The organism is Gardnerella rara (genome assembly GCF_055452355.1).
Map to the genome: position 1 here is coordinate 13,729 of NZ_JBVBJP010000001.1, position 14,617 is coordinate 28,345.

General features: G+C 40.0%; 12 protein-coding genes. 8 read left to right on the plus strand and 4 right to left on the minus strand.

Annotated elements, in window-relative coordinates; genetic code table 11:
* Positions 1-153 precede the first annotated feature (153 nt).
* From ACZ0NX_RS00065 to ACZ0NX_RS00075, 3 genes are all read left to right on the plus strand, one after another.
* The gene (locus ACZ0NX_RS00065) at positions 154-1,092 is read left to right on the plus strand and encodes a hypothetical protein (RefSeq protein WP_415688714.1); all 939 of its coding nucleotides are present in this window, start codon (positions 154-156) and stop codon (positions 1,090-1,092) included.
* A gap of 163 nt (positions 1,093-1,255) precedes the next feature.
* Positions 1,256-2,569 carry an RNA polymerase sigma factor gene (locus ACZ0NX_RS00070; protein WP_081090861.1) on the plus strand — a complete coding sequence of 438 codons (1,314 nt, stop codon included), beginning with the start codon at positions 1,256-1,258 and terminating at the stop codon, positions 2,567-2,569.
* A gap of 60 nt (positions 2,570-2,629) precedes the next feature.
* Positions 2,630-5,050: a DNA gyrase/topoisomerase IV subunit B gene (locus ACZ0NX_RS00075; RefSeq protein ID WP_464404829.1), complete on the plus strand. Its 2,421-nt coding sequence runs from the start codon at positions 2,630-2,632 to the stop codon at positions 5,048-5,050.
* A 131-nt stretch (positions 5,051-5,181) separates the two neighbouring features.
* On the opposite strand, the gene ACZ0NX_RS00080 is transcribed toward ACZ0NX_RS00075, so the two are convergent.
* Positions 5,182-6,291, minus strand: a complete 1,110-nt coding sequence (locus ACZ0NX_RS00080; RefSeq protein WP_464404831.1) for a type II TA system antitoxin MqsA family protein — start codon at positions 6,289-6,291, stop codon at positions 5,182-5,184.
* Between the two features lie 58 nt (positions 6,292-6,349).
* Complete coding sequence (locus tag ACZ0NX_RS00085) at positions 6,350-6,757, minus strand: hypothetical protein (protein ID WP_060786393.1); 408 nt, start codon at positions 6,755-6,757, stop codon at positions 6,350-6,352.
* 313 nt (positions 6,758-7,070) lie between these two features.
* Here ACZ0NX_RS00085 and ACZ0NX_RS00090 point away from each other — a divergent pair, with 313 nt between their 5' ends.
* From ACZ0NX_RS00090 to ACZ0NX_RS00105, 4 genes are all read left to right on the plus strand, one after another.
* Positions 7,071-7,253, plus strand: coding sequence for a hypothetical protein (locus ACZ0NX_RS00090; RefSeq protein WP_415688719.1), 183 nt, complete (start codon positions 7,071-7,073; stop codon positions 7,251-7,253).
* Entirely contained in the window at positions 7,246-7,491 is a 246-nt protein-coding gene (locus tag ACZ0NX_RS00095) for a DUF3791 domain-containing protein (RefSeq protein ID WP_464404833.1), read from the plus strand. The genes ACZ0NX_RS00090 and ACZ0NX_RS00095 overlap by 8 nt, the downstream gene beginning before the upstream one ends.
* 14 nt (positions 7,492-7,505) lie before the next feature.
* A complete protein-coding gene (locus tag ACZ0NX_RS00100) occupies positions 7,506-7,733 on the plus strand; it encodes a DUF3791 domain-containing protein (RefSeq protein WP_060786395.1) in 228 nt (75 codons plus the stop codon).
* Positions 7,734-7,816: 83 nt separating this feature from the next.
* A complete protein-coding gene (locus tag ACZ0NX_RS00105) occupies positions 7,817-8,992 on the plus strand; it encodes an MFS transporter (RefSeq protein WP_464405141.1) in 1,176 nt (391 codons plus the stop codon).
* A gap of 69 nt (positions 8,993-9,061) precedes the next feature.
* On the opposite strand, the gene ACZ0NX_RS00110 is transcribed toward ACZ0NX_RS00105, so the two are convergent.
* Positions 9,062-11,752: a DNA gyrase/topoisomerase IV subunit A gene (locus tag ACZ0NX_RS00110; RefSeq protein ID WP_464404835.1), complete on the minus strand. Its 2,691-nt coding sequence runs from the start codon at positions 11,750-11,752 to the stop codon at positions 9,062-9,064.
* 205 nt (positions 11,753-11,957) lie between these two features.
* On the opposite strand from ACZ0NX_RS00110, the gene ACZ0NX_RS00115 reads away from it, so the two are divergent.
* Positions 11,958-13,175, plus strand: a complete 1,218-nt coding sequence (locus ACZ0NX_RS00115; protein ID WP_415688738.1) for an alkaline phosphatase family protein — start codon at positions 11,958-11,960, stop codon at positions 13,173-13,175.
* Positions 13,176-13,196: 21 nt separating this feature from the next.
* Here the strand turns inward: ACZ0NX_RS00115 and sepH are convergent, their stop codons facing one another.
* The gene (gene sepH, locus ACZ0NX_RS00120) at positions 13,197-14,522 is read right to left on the minus strand and encodes a septation protein SepH (protein WP_415688724.1); all 1,326 of its coding nucleotides are present in this window, start codon (positions 14,520-14,522) and stop codon (positions 13,197-13,199) included.
* Positions 14,523-14,617 lie beyond the last annotated feature (95 nt).

Here is a 14,617-nt window from a genome sequence, read left to right on the forward strand (position 1 = left end):
ATTTACGAGTTATCCACATGCCTTAGACATTATAAATCGAGTATTTTCTAGGATTTATAGCCTTTAACCACATTGCTTAATTTTTATTGCATTATTGCCTGCCTGCTGCAAAACTCTTATTTACAAATTTAAAAACACAAAAAAGGAGGAATTATGGAAACAATAAATGGTGAAATAATAGACAATGAGTTAGAAGATACGCATTTTTTTGAAAACAAAGAGCATGAATATTCAACTCTTAAAGAGATGACAAATCTATATGCTGCTAGCATGATTTGCTGCGATTCCGAAGACTATTTTGCTGTGAGTAATGTTGCTGGAAGAAGTATAGAGAAGGTGAATCTTAGTTATCTTCCAAAAGAGTGCGTAGCAGTTTTAGACATTCCTAAAGATTATGTTAACAATCATCATGGTTACAACGATGATTGGATTAAAAATCTTAGAGTGTTGGCAAAAGACTTTTTTGAAAAATACATTGATTATATAAATAGGGATTTAGATGTTAGAGGGAAATCAGAAGTATTTTCGGCTTTTGATATTTTTGTAAATCAATCAATAAGAAATTGGCATAATATGATTTCCAAAAAAGACGGAAACATTGTAGGCTACGACCTTATAATGCTTCCGATTGCAATGTTTGACAACATTAATGTTCGAGACACGCTGCTTGTATCTTTATTGGATTCTAAAGGCGAATATTACGATATTGATTCTTTGCTTTCTCTAGCCTTAGAGCCTAGAACAAAAGAGATGTCTAAAGCTTTAAGGCATTTTCTAGAAGAAAAGTTTAATGAAGAACACGAGCTTCCCGATATTTGCAAAGCTCTAGACGCGGTAAATCTGTTGAAGGCAGTGGCTTGTGTTGTAGATGGAATTCCAGAGTTAAAAGTGCAAGTTTACGCTTTAATGTGCTATATAAGCTGGTGGTTTAAGCTGGGAGACGTTGAAAAATATGTTGAAATGGCATTAGATATAGATCCAGATTGTTCTATGGCTAGAATTGTTTATAACGCTTATAGCAATCATGTAGAGCCAGCTTGGTGTAAAAACTTTAACGATTTTCAAGAAAAAACAAAGAAAAATCGTACATAAAGAAAGAATCGTCCTTAGAAGATGATTAACTTCTTAAAGAAAAGTTGCCCTTGCCATAACTATGCCTTTGTGGTATAGTAGAGTGCCTTTAGGGTATAGCAAAATTAAATGCCTAATTTGGCAGATTACTTTGTGCTAGCGGGGAATCTACAGGAGGAAAAGTTTGGCGAGCAAAGATAAAGCGATTGTCGATTCCAAGACGAGCAAAGAAGAACAGCAGGACTTTAAGATGGCAGAAGATGTTGATGCTCAAGATGTTGATGTAGACGTTGATGTTGATGCGCCAATGGATCCAGACGAAGACCACATGGATTTAGAAGATGAAGATTTTGATGAAATCCACGATGATCTTGATGTAGACGATGTAGACAACTTGGACGACGTTGACGACATTAATAATCTAGACGATATTTCCGAAGAAGATAGCGAAGATAGCGAAGAAAACAAGCCAGAAGCTCCGCAAGTTCCACAAGCTAAAGGTGCTTTTATTGTTCGAGATGACGACGATGACGATAATCTAACTCCTTCTGGGAATCCAAAGCGTCGCGTAATCGCTACAGGAGCTACTGCAGATCCTGTTAAGGATTATTTAAAGCAGATTGGTCGCGTGAGCCTGCTTAATGCCGAGCAAGAGGTTGATTTGTCGGAGAGAATTGAGGCTGGCTTGTATGCTCAGCATTTGCTCGACACTCAAATCGATCAAATGGAATTTAAGCGCAAGCGTGAGTTAAAGTGGGCTGCAGCAGACGGTAAGAAAGCTAAGGATCATCTTCTTGAAGCAAACCTTCGTCTTGTTGTTTCTCTTGCTAAAAGGTATACAGGCAGGGGCATGCTTTTCCTTGATTTAATTCAGGAAGGCAACCTTGGCTTAATTCGTGCTGTAGAAAAGTTCGATTGGAAGAAGGGCTTTAAGTTCTCAACTTATGCAACGTGGTGGATTCGCCAGGCCATTACTCGCGCTATGGCAGACCAGGCTCGTACAATTCGAGTTCCAGTGCATATGGTGGAAGTTATTAATAAGCTTTCTAGAGTTCAGCGTCAAATGCTCCAAGACTTGGGTCGCGAGCCTACGCCAGACGAGCTTGCGCGCGAGCTTGATATGCCTGTAGAAAAAGTGCAAGAAGTTCAAAAGTATGGTCGTGAGCCTATCTCTTTGCATACTCCTTTGGGTGAAGATGGCGATTCCGAGTTTGGTGATTTAATTGAAGATACCGATGCAATTGCACCTTCGGATGCAGTAGCTTTCTCGCTTCTTCAAGAGCAGTTTAAGCAGGTTTTGGAAACATTGGCTCCTAGAGAAGCTGGTGTTATTAAAATGCGTTACGGCTTGGAAGATGGCCAGCCTAAGACTTTGGACGATATTGGGCGCGTGTATGGAGTTACTCGCGAACGCATTCGCCAGATTGAGTCTAAGACTATGTCTAAGTTGCGTCATCCATCTAGATCGCAGACTTTGCGTGACTTCTTAGATCAGTGATTTGCTGCAGCTGCGCTTTAGTAGCTTTAAGCTTTAATTGTTGTTGAATAAGGGGTAAAAGTGGCTTCTCTTAAAGAGCAAGAGCAATATGATGCCGATAGTTTAACCGTGCTAGAAGGCTTGGACGCTGTTCGTAAGCGCCCAGGTATGTATATTGGCACTACCGACAGCCAGGGATTAATGCATTGCCTTTGGGAGATTATTGATAATGCGGTTGACGAGGCTTTAGCTGGTGCTTGCAATCATATTATTGTTACTCTTCACAACGATGGATCTATTGAAGTTGCAGATAATGGCCGAGGCATTCCAGTAGACGTGGAGCCAAAAACAAAGCTTACAGGCGTTGAAGTTGTTTTAACTAAGCTTCATGCTGGAGCAAAGTTTGGTAACGCTTCGTATAATGCTGCAGGCGGCTTGCATGGCGTTGGCTCTTCTGTTGTAAACGCGTTGAGCTTGCGATTAGATGTAGAAGTAGATAGAGACGGTAAAACGCATCACATGGCGTTCCATCAGGGACATCCTGGTGTGTATAGCGATGCAGATCCAGCAAATCCATCTCCTGCTTCTCCTTTTAAGCGTACGCGTAAAAACAAGCCTACCGAACTTGAGATTATTGGTACTGTTTCTCCAAAAACTACTGGTACTCGAGTTCGATATTGGGCGGATCCCGAGATTTTTAATTCAACGGCTCGCTTTAGTTACGAACAGCTGATTGACAGAGTTCGTCAAACCAGTTTTTTGGTTCCAGGCTTAAAAATTACTGTTATTGATGAGCATGTACCAGAAGGCGAATCTGCAAATATTGAAGAAATTGATTCTCCAGAAGGTATTATTGCGGAAGATAATAGTATTCTTGAGAATCAGTACGAAAATGATGACGAATCTAATACAGAAGAACTCGAGTCTGAGTCCACGTTGGTAAATAATGATGAGTCTGAGACCGATTTTGATGACGACGATGAGTCTGATGAGTCTGATGAGTCTGATGAATCTGATGAATCTGATGAATCTGATGAATCTGATGAATCTGATGAATCCACTGCGCAATCTGTTGCCAATAGCGAATCTGCTAGAGAATTGCAAAATAATCATCACCCTAGAGTTGTTGAATTCTTGCACAATGGTGGAGTAAAAGATTTTGTTGACTTTCTTTCAAAAGGTCAAGCCATCTCCGATATTTGGCGAATTTCTGGCCAAGATACTTATATTGAAGAGACGCAAGCTGTTGATTCTGCTGGCGATTTGCATGCTCAGCAAGTAACGCGTAAGTGTGCTGTAGACATTGCAATGCGCTGGGTAAACGGCTACGATTCAACGATTGTTAGCTTTGTGAACGTTGTTGAAACACCTGGCGGGGGTATGCATGTTGACGGCTTTTTGCAAGGCTTGACTAAGCAAATCCGCAAGGCTGTTGAAGACAATGCTAGAAAACTTAAAGTCAATCTTAAAGATTCAAACACTAAGATTGAGCGAGACGATATTCTAGCTGGAATGGTGGCTGTTGTAACAGTTCGCATAGCAGAGCCTCAATTCCAGGGTCAAACTAAAGACGTGCTTGGAACAGCTCAAGTTAAGCCAATCGTTACAAAAATGACGGATTCTCAATTTGGGGATATGATTAGCGGGTCCAAGCGAGGATTCAAAGAGCAGTCTGCTAGAGTTTTAGAGAAAATTGTTTCCGAGATGCATGCGCGCATTCAAGCGCGTAAAACTAAGGAAGTTACTCGCAGAAAGAACGCTCTTGAGTCTGCTTCTATGCCGCCGAAGCTTTCTGATTGCCAGCCTGGAAACGACGATGTTGCAGAGCTTTTCATCGTGGAGGGCGATTCTGCACTCGGAACTGCAAAAGCTGCAAGAAACTCTGCTTTCCAGGCGCTTTTGCCAATACGCGGTAAGATTTTGAACGTGCAAAAAGCAAGTCTTGCGCAAATGCTTTCCAACAAAGAGTGTGCTGCAATTATTCAGGTTGTTGGAGCAGGGTCGGGAGCAAGTTTTGATATTTCGCAAGCGCGTTATAACAAGATTGTTATGATGACAGATGCAGATGTTGACGGCGCGCATATTCGTATTTTGCTGCTAACTCTGTTCTACCGTTATATGCGCCCACTTATTGAGCACGGCCACGTTTATGCTGCAGTGCCTCCGCTTCACAGGATTGCGCTCGCTGGAAAGCACAAAGGCGAGTATATTTATACGTATTCCGACGACGAATTGGATGGAAAGCTTGATGATTTGCAAGCTAAGGGCATTGATTTTAACAGCGATATTCAGCGCTACAAGGGCTTGGGTGAGATGGATGCAGATCAGCTTGCAGACACCACTATGGACCCTAGAACGCGTATGTTAAGAAGGATTCGTATGGAAGATGCTCAGCAGGCGAGCGAGGTATTTGATTTGCTAATGGGCGATGACGTTCCGCCGCGAAAGCAGTTTATTGTTGATAACGCAGACGACTTTGATCGCTCCAAAATCGATACCTGATTTTTGCTTAAAAACAGTTTGTTGATAGGTGAAACTGGATTTATATTACTTACACATAAATTACTTACACATAAATCCTACTGTTTAGTGAATTGCAGCAGTAGGATTTATGCGTATCTTATGCTATTACGTTATTTTCTTGCAAACATGTTTTTTGAGTATTCGCTTATGTCGTCTGGGTTTATCATATTGTATTTTTCTTTTATTTTTGTAAAATATTCTCCGATTATGTTTTTATTGATTATTTTATTTGATGAATCATTAGTTTTTAGATTTCCGCGAGTAAGTATCCAAGGTTCTTCATGATGTGTGAATCTTTCAAGTTCTTTACCACTGTAGCAGCAAAGATTATCGATAACACTATCACATACTGCTCTTTCGGTGGCAGATAGTGTAGTTGTTAGTTCTGCTGTAAATAGTGTCACATCACTTTTTTGAACATGTTTGTAATCCGCTAATTTTTCTGATGATTTAATTCCTGATATTTCTGTTGTTAGCGAATCTATGGGAGTAAAAGTGTAGTCTTTATAACGCAAATAGACGTCTTTATACACAGGTCCATGAATCCATGCTTGACAATCGTCTGTAAATATAAACGACTTATAAAAAGCAAAATAAAAACCCTGAATGTAGTATAAGGATTTTTGCAAGGCTAAGGGAGTTATATCCTCACACTTTATAAGCAAGTATTGTATTACATTGTTTATTTTGTCACTCGACTTATTGCTATCAAAGTTATTGTTAGCAAAGTTATTTTGTAATTCGCGTATTAGTTTTTGTGTTGCTTTATAGCTTTTTTCGTAGCTAAGTGCGGATTTCAGATTGTTCTTATTGCTGATTAATAATTGCAAGTAATATTCCGGATCATTATAAATGCGTAGCAAAATGTCAGAATATTGTTTTGAAGGAATATCTCCATCTGCAAATCTAGAAAATGTTTGTTCTCCCCAGCCGAGTAGCAGTGAAAGTGGCCGTTTACCTATTGAGTATTTAGTAGGTATTTCGTTGATTTCATCAAGAGGAATAATATTGTTTTCTTTACGATACTCGTCATACAATGCTCGAAGATTCGCGTCGATAATTTCTGGTACATATACGTAAGAACCGCATTCTTTACAGTGTGCTTCTGTGCCAGTGTAGGAATATTGTTTCCCTTTAATAGATGCAGTCATTGGAATGGATTTTGTTGAGTACTCAACATCATTCCTGCACTCTTCGCAAAATGTTTTATTATCTTTCATTATGAGAGCCTTTTATTGAAAATTAGCAGATTTATTATTTTTTGAGTTGTTTATTAGATTATTTAAATAAATAATCTATCTGTTTATTCGCTTTATGGAATGAAATAACAACTGTTCTATTTTGCTGAGAAATAGTAATGATATTAAACTTCGTGTAAATGTTTACCATCTCACATTTACCTACGTGTGATAGTTTTACTCGTGGCGCGAATACGTAAAGCGTTTCATATTCATAGCCTCTTTTTTTGTTTTTTAACGAATGACAAAAATCTTCTACTTCAATGTTGAGAAGTATATTTTTCTGAATATCTGATCGTATGTTGTATTCTCGAATGAAGTTTATGTTTTCCTGACGATTTTCGTTTAACGAGATGGTAAAACGGTCATTTTTTATGCAGTCTTTTATCTTTGCAAGTATTGCTGAAATTTCTTCTTTTGTGTAATTCTGATTATAGTTTCTGTTCATATACCACCTCCACTCTTATGATACAAAAAATAATCGTTTTTATCAAGAAAAATGCATCTATTGATGCATAAATAGTTTTATATAGATTTTGGAATAAAATCTATTAGTGCAGTATTTTTGTTTGATTTGTTTTTATTATTTAAGAATATGTTCAAGAAAATGTAAATTGAAAACTATAATTTAATGCAAAGAATGATGTTGAATTAATTATATGGTTATTTACAGTATTGTTTATGCTGTTGAATATTGTATCATTTTTATTGTTGCTAGTTCTTTCTTTACAACTAACACATACTTGCAGTAGGAGGGTTGAATGACTGATTTAGATGTTATTTCTGATTTATCTACAACAGATTGTGCCCTTTGCAAGAAATATCATATTCCTAATGCTGATACGCTTGCTGCATTTGAGGAAGCTGAACAACTTAAATCTAATCCTAATGTGAAAACATATAGTTCATTTGATGAGTTTTTGAAAGATCTTGAAGATGAATGATATTAAGCAAACGAGCTTTGACAAAGATAAGCTTGATTTTGCAATATTTTGTATTGAAAATGTTGCTAAAAAGCTTAATCAAAACCCTCGTGATACGTATGATGCTTTGACTAAGAAAAGTAATATTCTTATGTCTTATATTGTTCCGTCATATGATGTTTTGCATACTCAAGGCAAAGAGTATATTACAAACGATATTATTTCTTTCATGCGCGAAAAAGGTGTGGCAAAGATTTAGGGGAGTGATGGATTTTGAGGGCGAATCCTATTTTGTTGCAAAAGAAGTATGCTAGGGTTGTAAGTCTTTTAGTTGAGCGTGCTGGCTTGAGTTATGAGCAGGCGCTTGACGTGTTTTACCATTCTGTTACTTACGATTTGATGCGTAATGGTATTTCGGATATGCATTGTATGAGTGACGGATATTTGGTTCAAGATCTGCTTGATGAGATGCACGAAGCCAGTGAGAAAAATAATTTGTAAATGTTATAGTGCTGGCGTTTTTTAATCCTACCTAAATCCTAATGCAAAAACTTATAACTCGTTTTATGAATTGATATGTGAATATGATTAACCTTCTTCTTGCAATTATCTATTTAGCATTTATTAGCTTGGGTTTGCCAGATGCTCTTCTTGGAGCCGCGTGGCCGACTATGAGCCACGATGTTGGTGCGCAAATTTCTTGGGCTGGCGGAATATCAATGGTTATTTCTGCAGGAACAATTGTTTCTGCGCTGTTATCTAATAGGCTTACGCATAAGTTTGGCCCAGGGAAAGTTACGTTTATTTCAGTTGCTTTAACAGCTTTAGCTTTACTGGGTTTTTCTTTTGCTCCGAATTATCTTGTGCTTATTTTTCTAGCTATACCATATGGTTTGGGCGCTGGAGGAGTGGACGCGGCTCTTAATAATTACGTTGCAGTTCACTATGAGAGTTGGCATATGAGCTGGCTTCACTGCATGTGGGGAATTGGAGCTTCGGCAGGCCCTTACGTTATGGGGTTTGCGCTTTCTAACGGTCAGCGCTGGCCTGCAGGATACCAGTATATTGCTGTTATACAAATTGTTTTAACTCTTGTGCTGTTTATAAGTTTGCCGCTGTGGCAAAATAATACAAAAAAAGAAGTGAATATTACTGATTCAAAGCAACAATCTTCTGGAATGCTATCTTATGCGGAAGTTTTGCGCATTCCTGGAGCTAAAAATATTCTTATAATGTTCTTCTGCTACTGCGCTATTGAACAAACTGCAGGATTATGGGCTAGCAGTTACATGGTTTTGCATGGGGGAGTTGGTCGCGTTGTTGCAGCGGGATGGGCAAGTTTATTTTACGTTGGTATTACAGCAGGACGATTTATAAGTGGTTTTTTAACAATGCGTTTTAACGATGCAACAATGATTCGTATTGGTCAGTGCGTGATGCTTGTGGGAATTCTGGTATTGTTATTGCCATTGCCGAATCATATAGCATTAGTTGCAGGTTTTGTGATTATTGGCTTAGGATGCGCTCCAGTTTATCCATGCATTATCCATTCTACGCCGCATTATTTTGGTGCTGATAAATCGCAAGCGATTGTTGGCATGCAAATGGCAAGCGCATATATTGGATCAATGGTAATGCCTGCAATCTTTGGGTTTATTGGTCAAAACGTGTCTATGTCTTTGCTGCCAGCATATTTGATTATTTTGCTATCTGTAATGACTTTTATGCACGTGCGTCTGCTTCGAACTTGCGAAAGTTGAGCGTGAAAGTATTTGTGTAAGATTGCGTAACTACACAGCGTAACTGTACAGCGTAATTAACCAATGTAACTACCCAATGTGCGCAATAGGGGAAACAAGCTCAGTTCCCGAAGCATCCCTTCGCATATCTGGCTTAGGTAGTTCCACATTTGCTCCACGTTGTGTAGTAGCGTAAAGCGGATAGTTTCCAACGTATGCATGCAAAAGCGTGTTCTGCCCCTTAAGGAATCGCTGCGATCGCACGCCTCCCGTGCCGCGGCCCTTTGTAGGGTACATTTCTAGCGGCGTAATCTTTGCAGCTCCGTTTTCTGTTCCAGCAAGTGCGTCGCTATCTCCAGCAAGAGTAAATACTACGCTTCCAGAAGCAGAAAATAGCCCATTTTCGCCCTCTTCGTAGTTCCATTCAACATTGTTTTTAGCAACAACTGCAAAAGCAGAAACGTTGCAACCTTCGTTAAGTCTAATTCCAGCCATTCCAGCGGAGTTTCGACCCTGCGCGCGCACTTGTTTTGCGTCGAATGTAAGTAGGGAAGAGTCGCTGCTTATAAACACAAGTCTGTCTTCGTCTTTTGCAGGAGCGGCACCAATAACCGAATCATCGTCTTTTAAGTCAATAATACTCCAGGAATCCATTGTTGTTGGCGATTCAAAATTCCATCGTTTTACAACGCCATTCTTTGTTCCAATTGCAAGAGAAGTCGAAGTTGTAGAAGTTGTAGAATCTTTAGAATCATCGCTCAACGCAATAGCAGCTACGACTTTTTCTCCTCTAATCGGGTCTGTGCTTTGAGTAGAAGTTAGCAATTCGTTTGCGTTAACGCCATTAGAAAGTGATTCTAAAATGTCTTCGTTCCCTTGATTTAAATGCGGCAAATCTGCAACATGAGCTATTACTAATCGCCCTGCGGATGTTATTAAAGCGTAGTTTGCGCGAGTTGTTGTTTCAAACATGCTTAAGCATGGAGTGTTAAAAACGCTTGAAGAATGTGCTTGCCATTTATTAAACGTTTCAACGCTTGTTCTTGCTATAAGCCCAGACGCACTCAACGCTACTGCGCACGGCTCGTCGCTTAATTGCAAAGCTGCCGCAGCAGCATCGCTGCTTCCAGCCTTTTTAGCGGCCAGTGCGGCTGCTGCAACGTCTGCTTGAGTGCTTGTAATCTTATTTGCTGCAATAACGGCATCCATAGCTAAATCAGCATCTGCAACTTTGGTGTTCTTAGTGCAAACTGGTGTAAAGCTGCCGTCTTCTTGCTCATCTAAAAGAATTGTTCTGCGCGGAGTATCCCACTGTTTTACAGCGTAGTCCATTTCTGCAATCACAACTTTATCTAGTTGGCTAGCGGAGCTTAGAATCTCGTTAAGTTCATCTATTTTTTGCAATAAATCGTTTTTTTCGCCTTCTAGCTCGATTCGACTCATTTTTGTAAGTCTTCTAAGCCTTAGGTCAAGAATGTACTGCGCCTGAATTTCGTCTAAATCAAATACTCTAATAAGCTTTGATTTTGCGGTTTCTGCATCTTCGGAAGACCTAATTACTTGAATCACTTCGTCAATGTCTAGCATTGCAAGAAGAAGGCCTTCTACAAGGTGCAATCGCTCTTTGGCTTTGTTTAGTCTAAATTCACTACGCCTTCTAATAACAGTTCTTCTGTGCAAAATCCACACGTCTAGAAGCTCTCGAAGACCCATTGTGTGCGGCCTGCCGTCTACCAATGCAACGTTGTTAATCGTAAAGCTTTCTTGCAGCGGAGTGTGTTTAAAAAGCTGCGCAAGAACAGCGTTTGGGTCGAATCCTGTTTTTATTTCTATTACGATTCGCGTTCCGTTATGTCTATCTGTTAAGTCGATTGCTCCAGATATTCCGTCTAGTTTGCGAGCTTTTATACCTTGAGATATGCGTTCGAGCACACGCTCTGGGCCAACCATAAACGGCAGCTCGGTAACAATAATCGCCTTTTTGCGTGCTGTAACGTTTTCAATATGTGTTTTCGATCTAGTTGTAAAAGCGCCTCTTCCAGTTTCGTACGCTTCGCGAATTCCGCTGCGGCCAATAATTATGCCGCCTCCTGGCCAATCTGGGCCTGGAACTATTTGCATTAAATCGTCTAGAGTGGCGTTTGGGTGGCGCATAACGTATTTTGCTGCAGCAACAACCTCTCCAAGATTGTGGGTGGCCATGTTTGTAGCCATTCCAACTGCGATTCCAGAAGCTCCGTTTACAAGCAAGTTTGGTATAGCAGAAGGCAAAACCGTTGGCTCTTTTAGCTTATTATCGTAGTTTGGCGCAAAATCAACAGTATCTTCGTTTATGTCTGCATTCATTCCAAGCGCTGCTGGGGCTAATCGCGCTTCTGTGTACCTGGATGCTGCAGGGCCGTCGTCTAGGGAACCAAAGTTTCCATGGCCGTCAACCAAGGGGAGTCTAAGCGAAAACGGCTGAGCTAAACGCACCATTGCTTCGTAAATCGCGGAATCTCCATGCGGATGAAGCTTTCCCATAACTTCGCCCACAACGCGCGCAGACTTCATGTACGCGTGATCTGGCGTAAGATTCATGTTTCCCATTTGGTACACGATTCTGCGCTGTACAGGCTTCATTCCGTCTCTTGCGTCTGGCAATGCGCGCGCGTAAATCACGGAGTACGCGTATTCCAGGAAAGATTTGCTCATCTCTTCGTTAAGCGGCGTTTCAACAATATTTTCCTTAACCTTTCTAGGGTCGAAGGTTGGTTTTGTTGATTTGCTGCGTGAAGGCATGGTTTTAAACTCCTTGAAGTGGTTTACAAGCCTTTATAATACCAATTTATATGCACAAATGTTTATTAAATGCTTATTTTCTTGCCATTTTAGTGGCGACTTTTCTTGTGATTTTTCTTGCTGCTTTAGTGCTAACTTGAATTTTGCTTTAGTGCTAATTTGAATCTCACTTTATATGTATTCTTTTTTAACTACAATGTTGCTTATGACTATTGAGGTTCCACAATTGGATGACTTGTTGAAGTTTGTTGACAATAGCAAAATTCGTGACGCATACAATAATCCTGATTTTGCTCTTCATTTATCTGCAATTCTTCCTGCTCTTAGTGCTTCTATAGGATCGCCAATTTGCACACAAATCCATAAAAACCCTGATTTTTTGCGAGATTCTCTTGGTTTTCCTAAAGCACAAAGTGCTGTTGTTGTTCTTGTAGACGGTCTTGGGTACTGGAATCTTGTTAGTAGAAAAGGTCATGCTCCATATTTGCGCTCTCTTCTTAACAACAGCGCAAACCAGCGGCCTATAACCACTTGTGTTCCAAGCACTACGGTTGCAGCAATGGCCACTTTTGGCACTGGAACTTGCCCTGGCCTTACTGCAATGACTGGGTACACTCAAAAAAATCCTAAAACTGGCGCTTTATCTCAATTAATTCAATTTAGAGATGCTCCAGATCCAAAAGATTTACAGCGTCAGCCTACAATCTTTGAGTCGCTTTCTAACTTGGGTGTTAGAGCAAACCATGTAAGTCTTTCAAAATTTGAAGATTCCCCTTTAACTCAAGCAGCTTTTAGAGGGGCTAAATTTATAAGCGGAACAACTGCTAGAGCGCGAATTATCAATGCTGCAAACAGCACTAAAACGCCTGGATTAACTTATTTATACCTTAGAGATATTGACAAAATAGGGCATAATTACGGCTGGAATTCTAATAATTGGGTTTCTACTTTTGAGCAGATTGATTCACAGCTAAATCTTTTAAGAAAAAATTGCCAAAAAGGTACTTTAATTGTTATTACGGCAGACCATGGAATGGTTGAGTCAAATCCAGATTTATCAATCGATATTGCAAAAGATAGTCGTCTTATTAAAGGAGTTAGGCTTGTTGGGGGAGAGCCACGTTCTGTTATGCTCTATGCGGAATCTGGCGAAAATCCAGAAGACATTGCATTAAGATGGGCTAATGTTTTGCAAGATAAAGCGCTTGTTAGAACTAAAGAGCAGGCTATTAAAGACGGCGTTTTTGGCAAAGTCAGCCCGCTTGCGTTAAGCGTTATTGGAGATGTTCTTGTTCAAGCAAAGTCGTCTGTAACAATCGTTGATTCTAGAATAGAAACAGAAAAAGCCATGAACTTGCCGAGTGTTCATGGCTCTATGAGCGCAATGGAAATGGACATTCCTTGCTTAATTGATATAGCTTAATATAGCTTAATTTATGCTAAATCACCCTTCTCCAAAAAGAATCTCATCCCAGCTAGGAACGGCTGCTCGGCTGCTCTTTTTGGCTTTAGAATGCTCATTTGTGCGCGCTTTAGTAGACTTTTGCGTTTGCGTAGACTTTGGTGTTTCTATTGAAACAGTTTTGTCTGCCTGAACGTGCTTATCTTCTTGCTGCGCTTTTTTGTTGTTCGATTCGTTGTTTGCCTTGTAGCTAGAGTCGTCACTAAAAAGCGTATTTGAATTGTTGCTAGTGTTGCTTAAATCAGAATTTGCTGAGTTTGCAATATTTGCTGCGATTTGTGCAGCATCTACATTTGCATCCGACTGATTCTCGCTATTTGCCACTAAATCGCTTAAATCATTGTTTTTAAGCTGATTATTAGGCTGATTTTGCAACTTGCTCTGATCTTGATTTTGCTCATAGTTTTGATCAAAGCTTTGCATATAATCCGCATTATTTTGGCTTAGAGCTTGATTTTTACTATTCTGTTCTTTTGCACTTTGTGCTTGCACTGCGGTATTTGCGGCATTTGCAACACTTGCAAGGTTTTCGCTATTCCTTGATTCCCATTGAGAAACAGCGCGCTCTATTCTTGCAGAACGAATTGAGTTTCCTGGAAGATCTTCGTTTGCAAATGGAAAGCTAATGCTTACAGTGTCTCTGTACGCTCCACCAAACTGCGATTTTTTGGAAGAATCATTATTCATAACTTCTTCACCGAAAAGCAGTCTAGCCGAAGGATTTGCGCAAGTAACGGAGTTGTCGTGCATATTCCAAGTCCACTCGGCTTTTATTGTGCGAGTAGCGGTGTTGAATTCTGCGGTTATAAGCCATGGCTCAAGACCGCGTCTTGTTGCACGCCACTTTACTGTTTCCATTCCAATATGAGCTTTTGCAAGAGTGCGTTCAATCAAATCTGAAAGAGTTCGCATATTGCTTTGCTTTGGGGCTGGAACAGTTAGGAATTGCTCAATAGCATACTGTTTTTCGGTTTCAACGCCGCTTGAGAATCGTCTAACTTGTGATTCGCTTACGTTGTAGCGCTTTGCAACATGTTCTGGCTCTAAGCCAGCTCGTATTAACGCTTGAATCTGAGATATAGGCAGCGTTGCTGTAGTTACAGCTGGTGAATCGTCAGATTTGCCAAGCGAGCTAACTGTATTTTGATTACTTCCATCAACATTTGTTAGTTTTTTCGACTCTGCGATTGCGTGCTCCAGCGTGTCGTCAACATGAATTTTTAACGGCGTGTCTTCAAAAATAAAAACTAAATCGCCATTATTATCCACATGATCGAAACTCGCCTCTTTTGGCGGATTTTCAAGCATTGTGCACCACTTTCTTCGCTTTTAACGATACTTATAACATACTCTAGTCCATAGTCTGCCTTCTTTGCCATTTTCTATGAATAAAAAAACAAGTA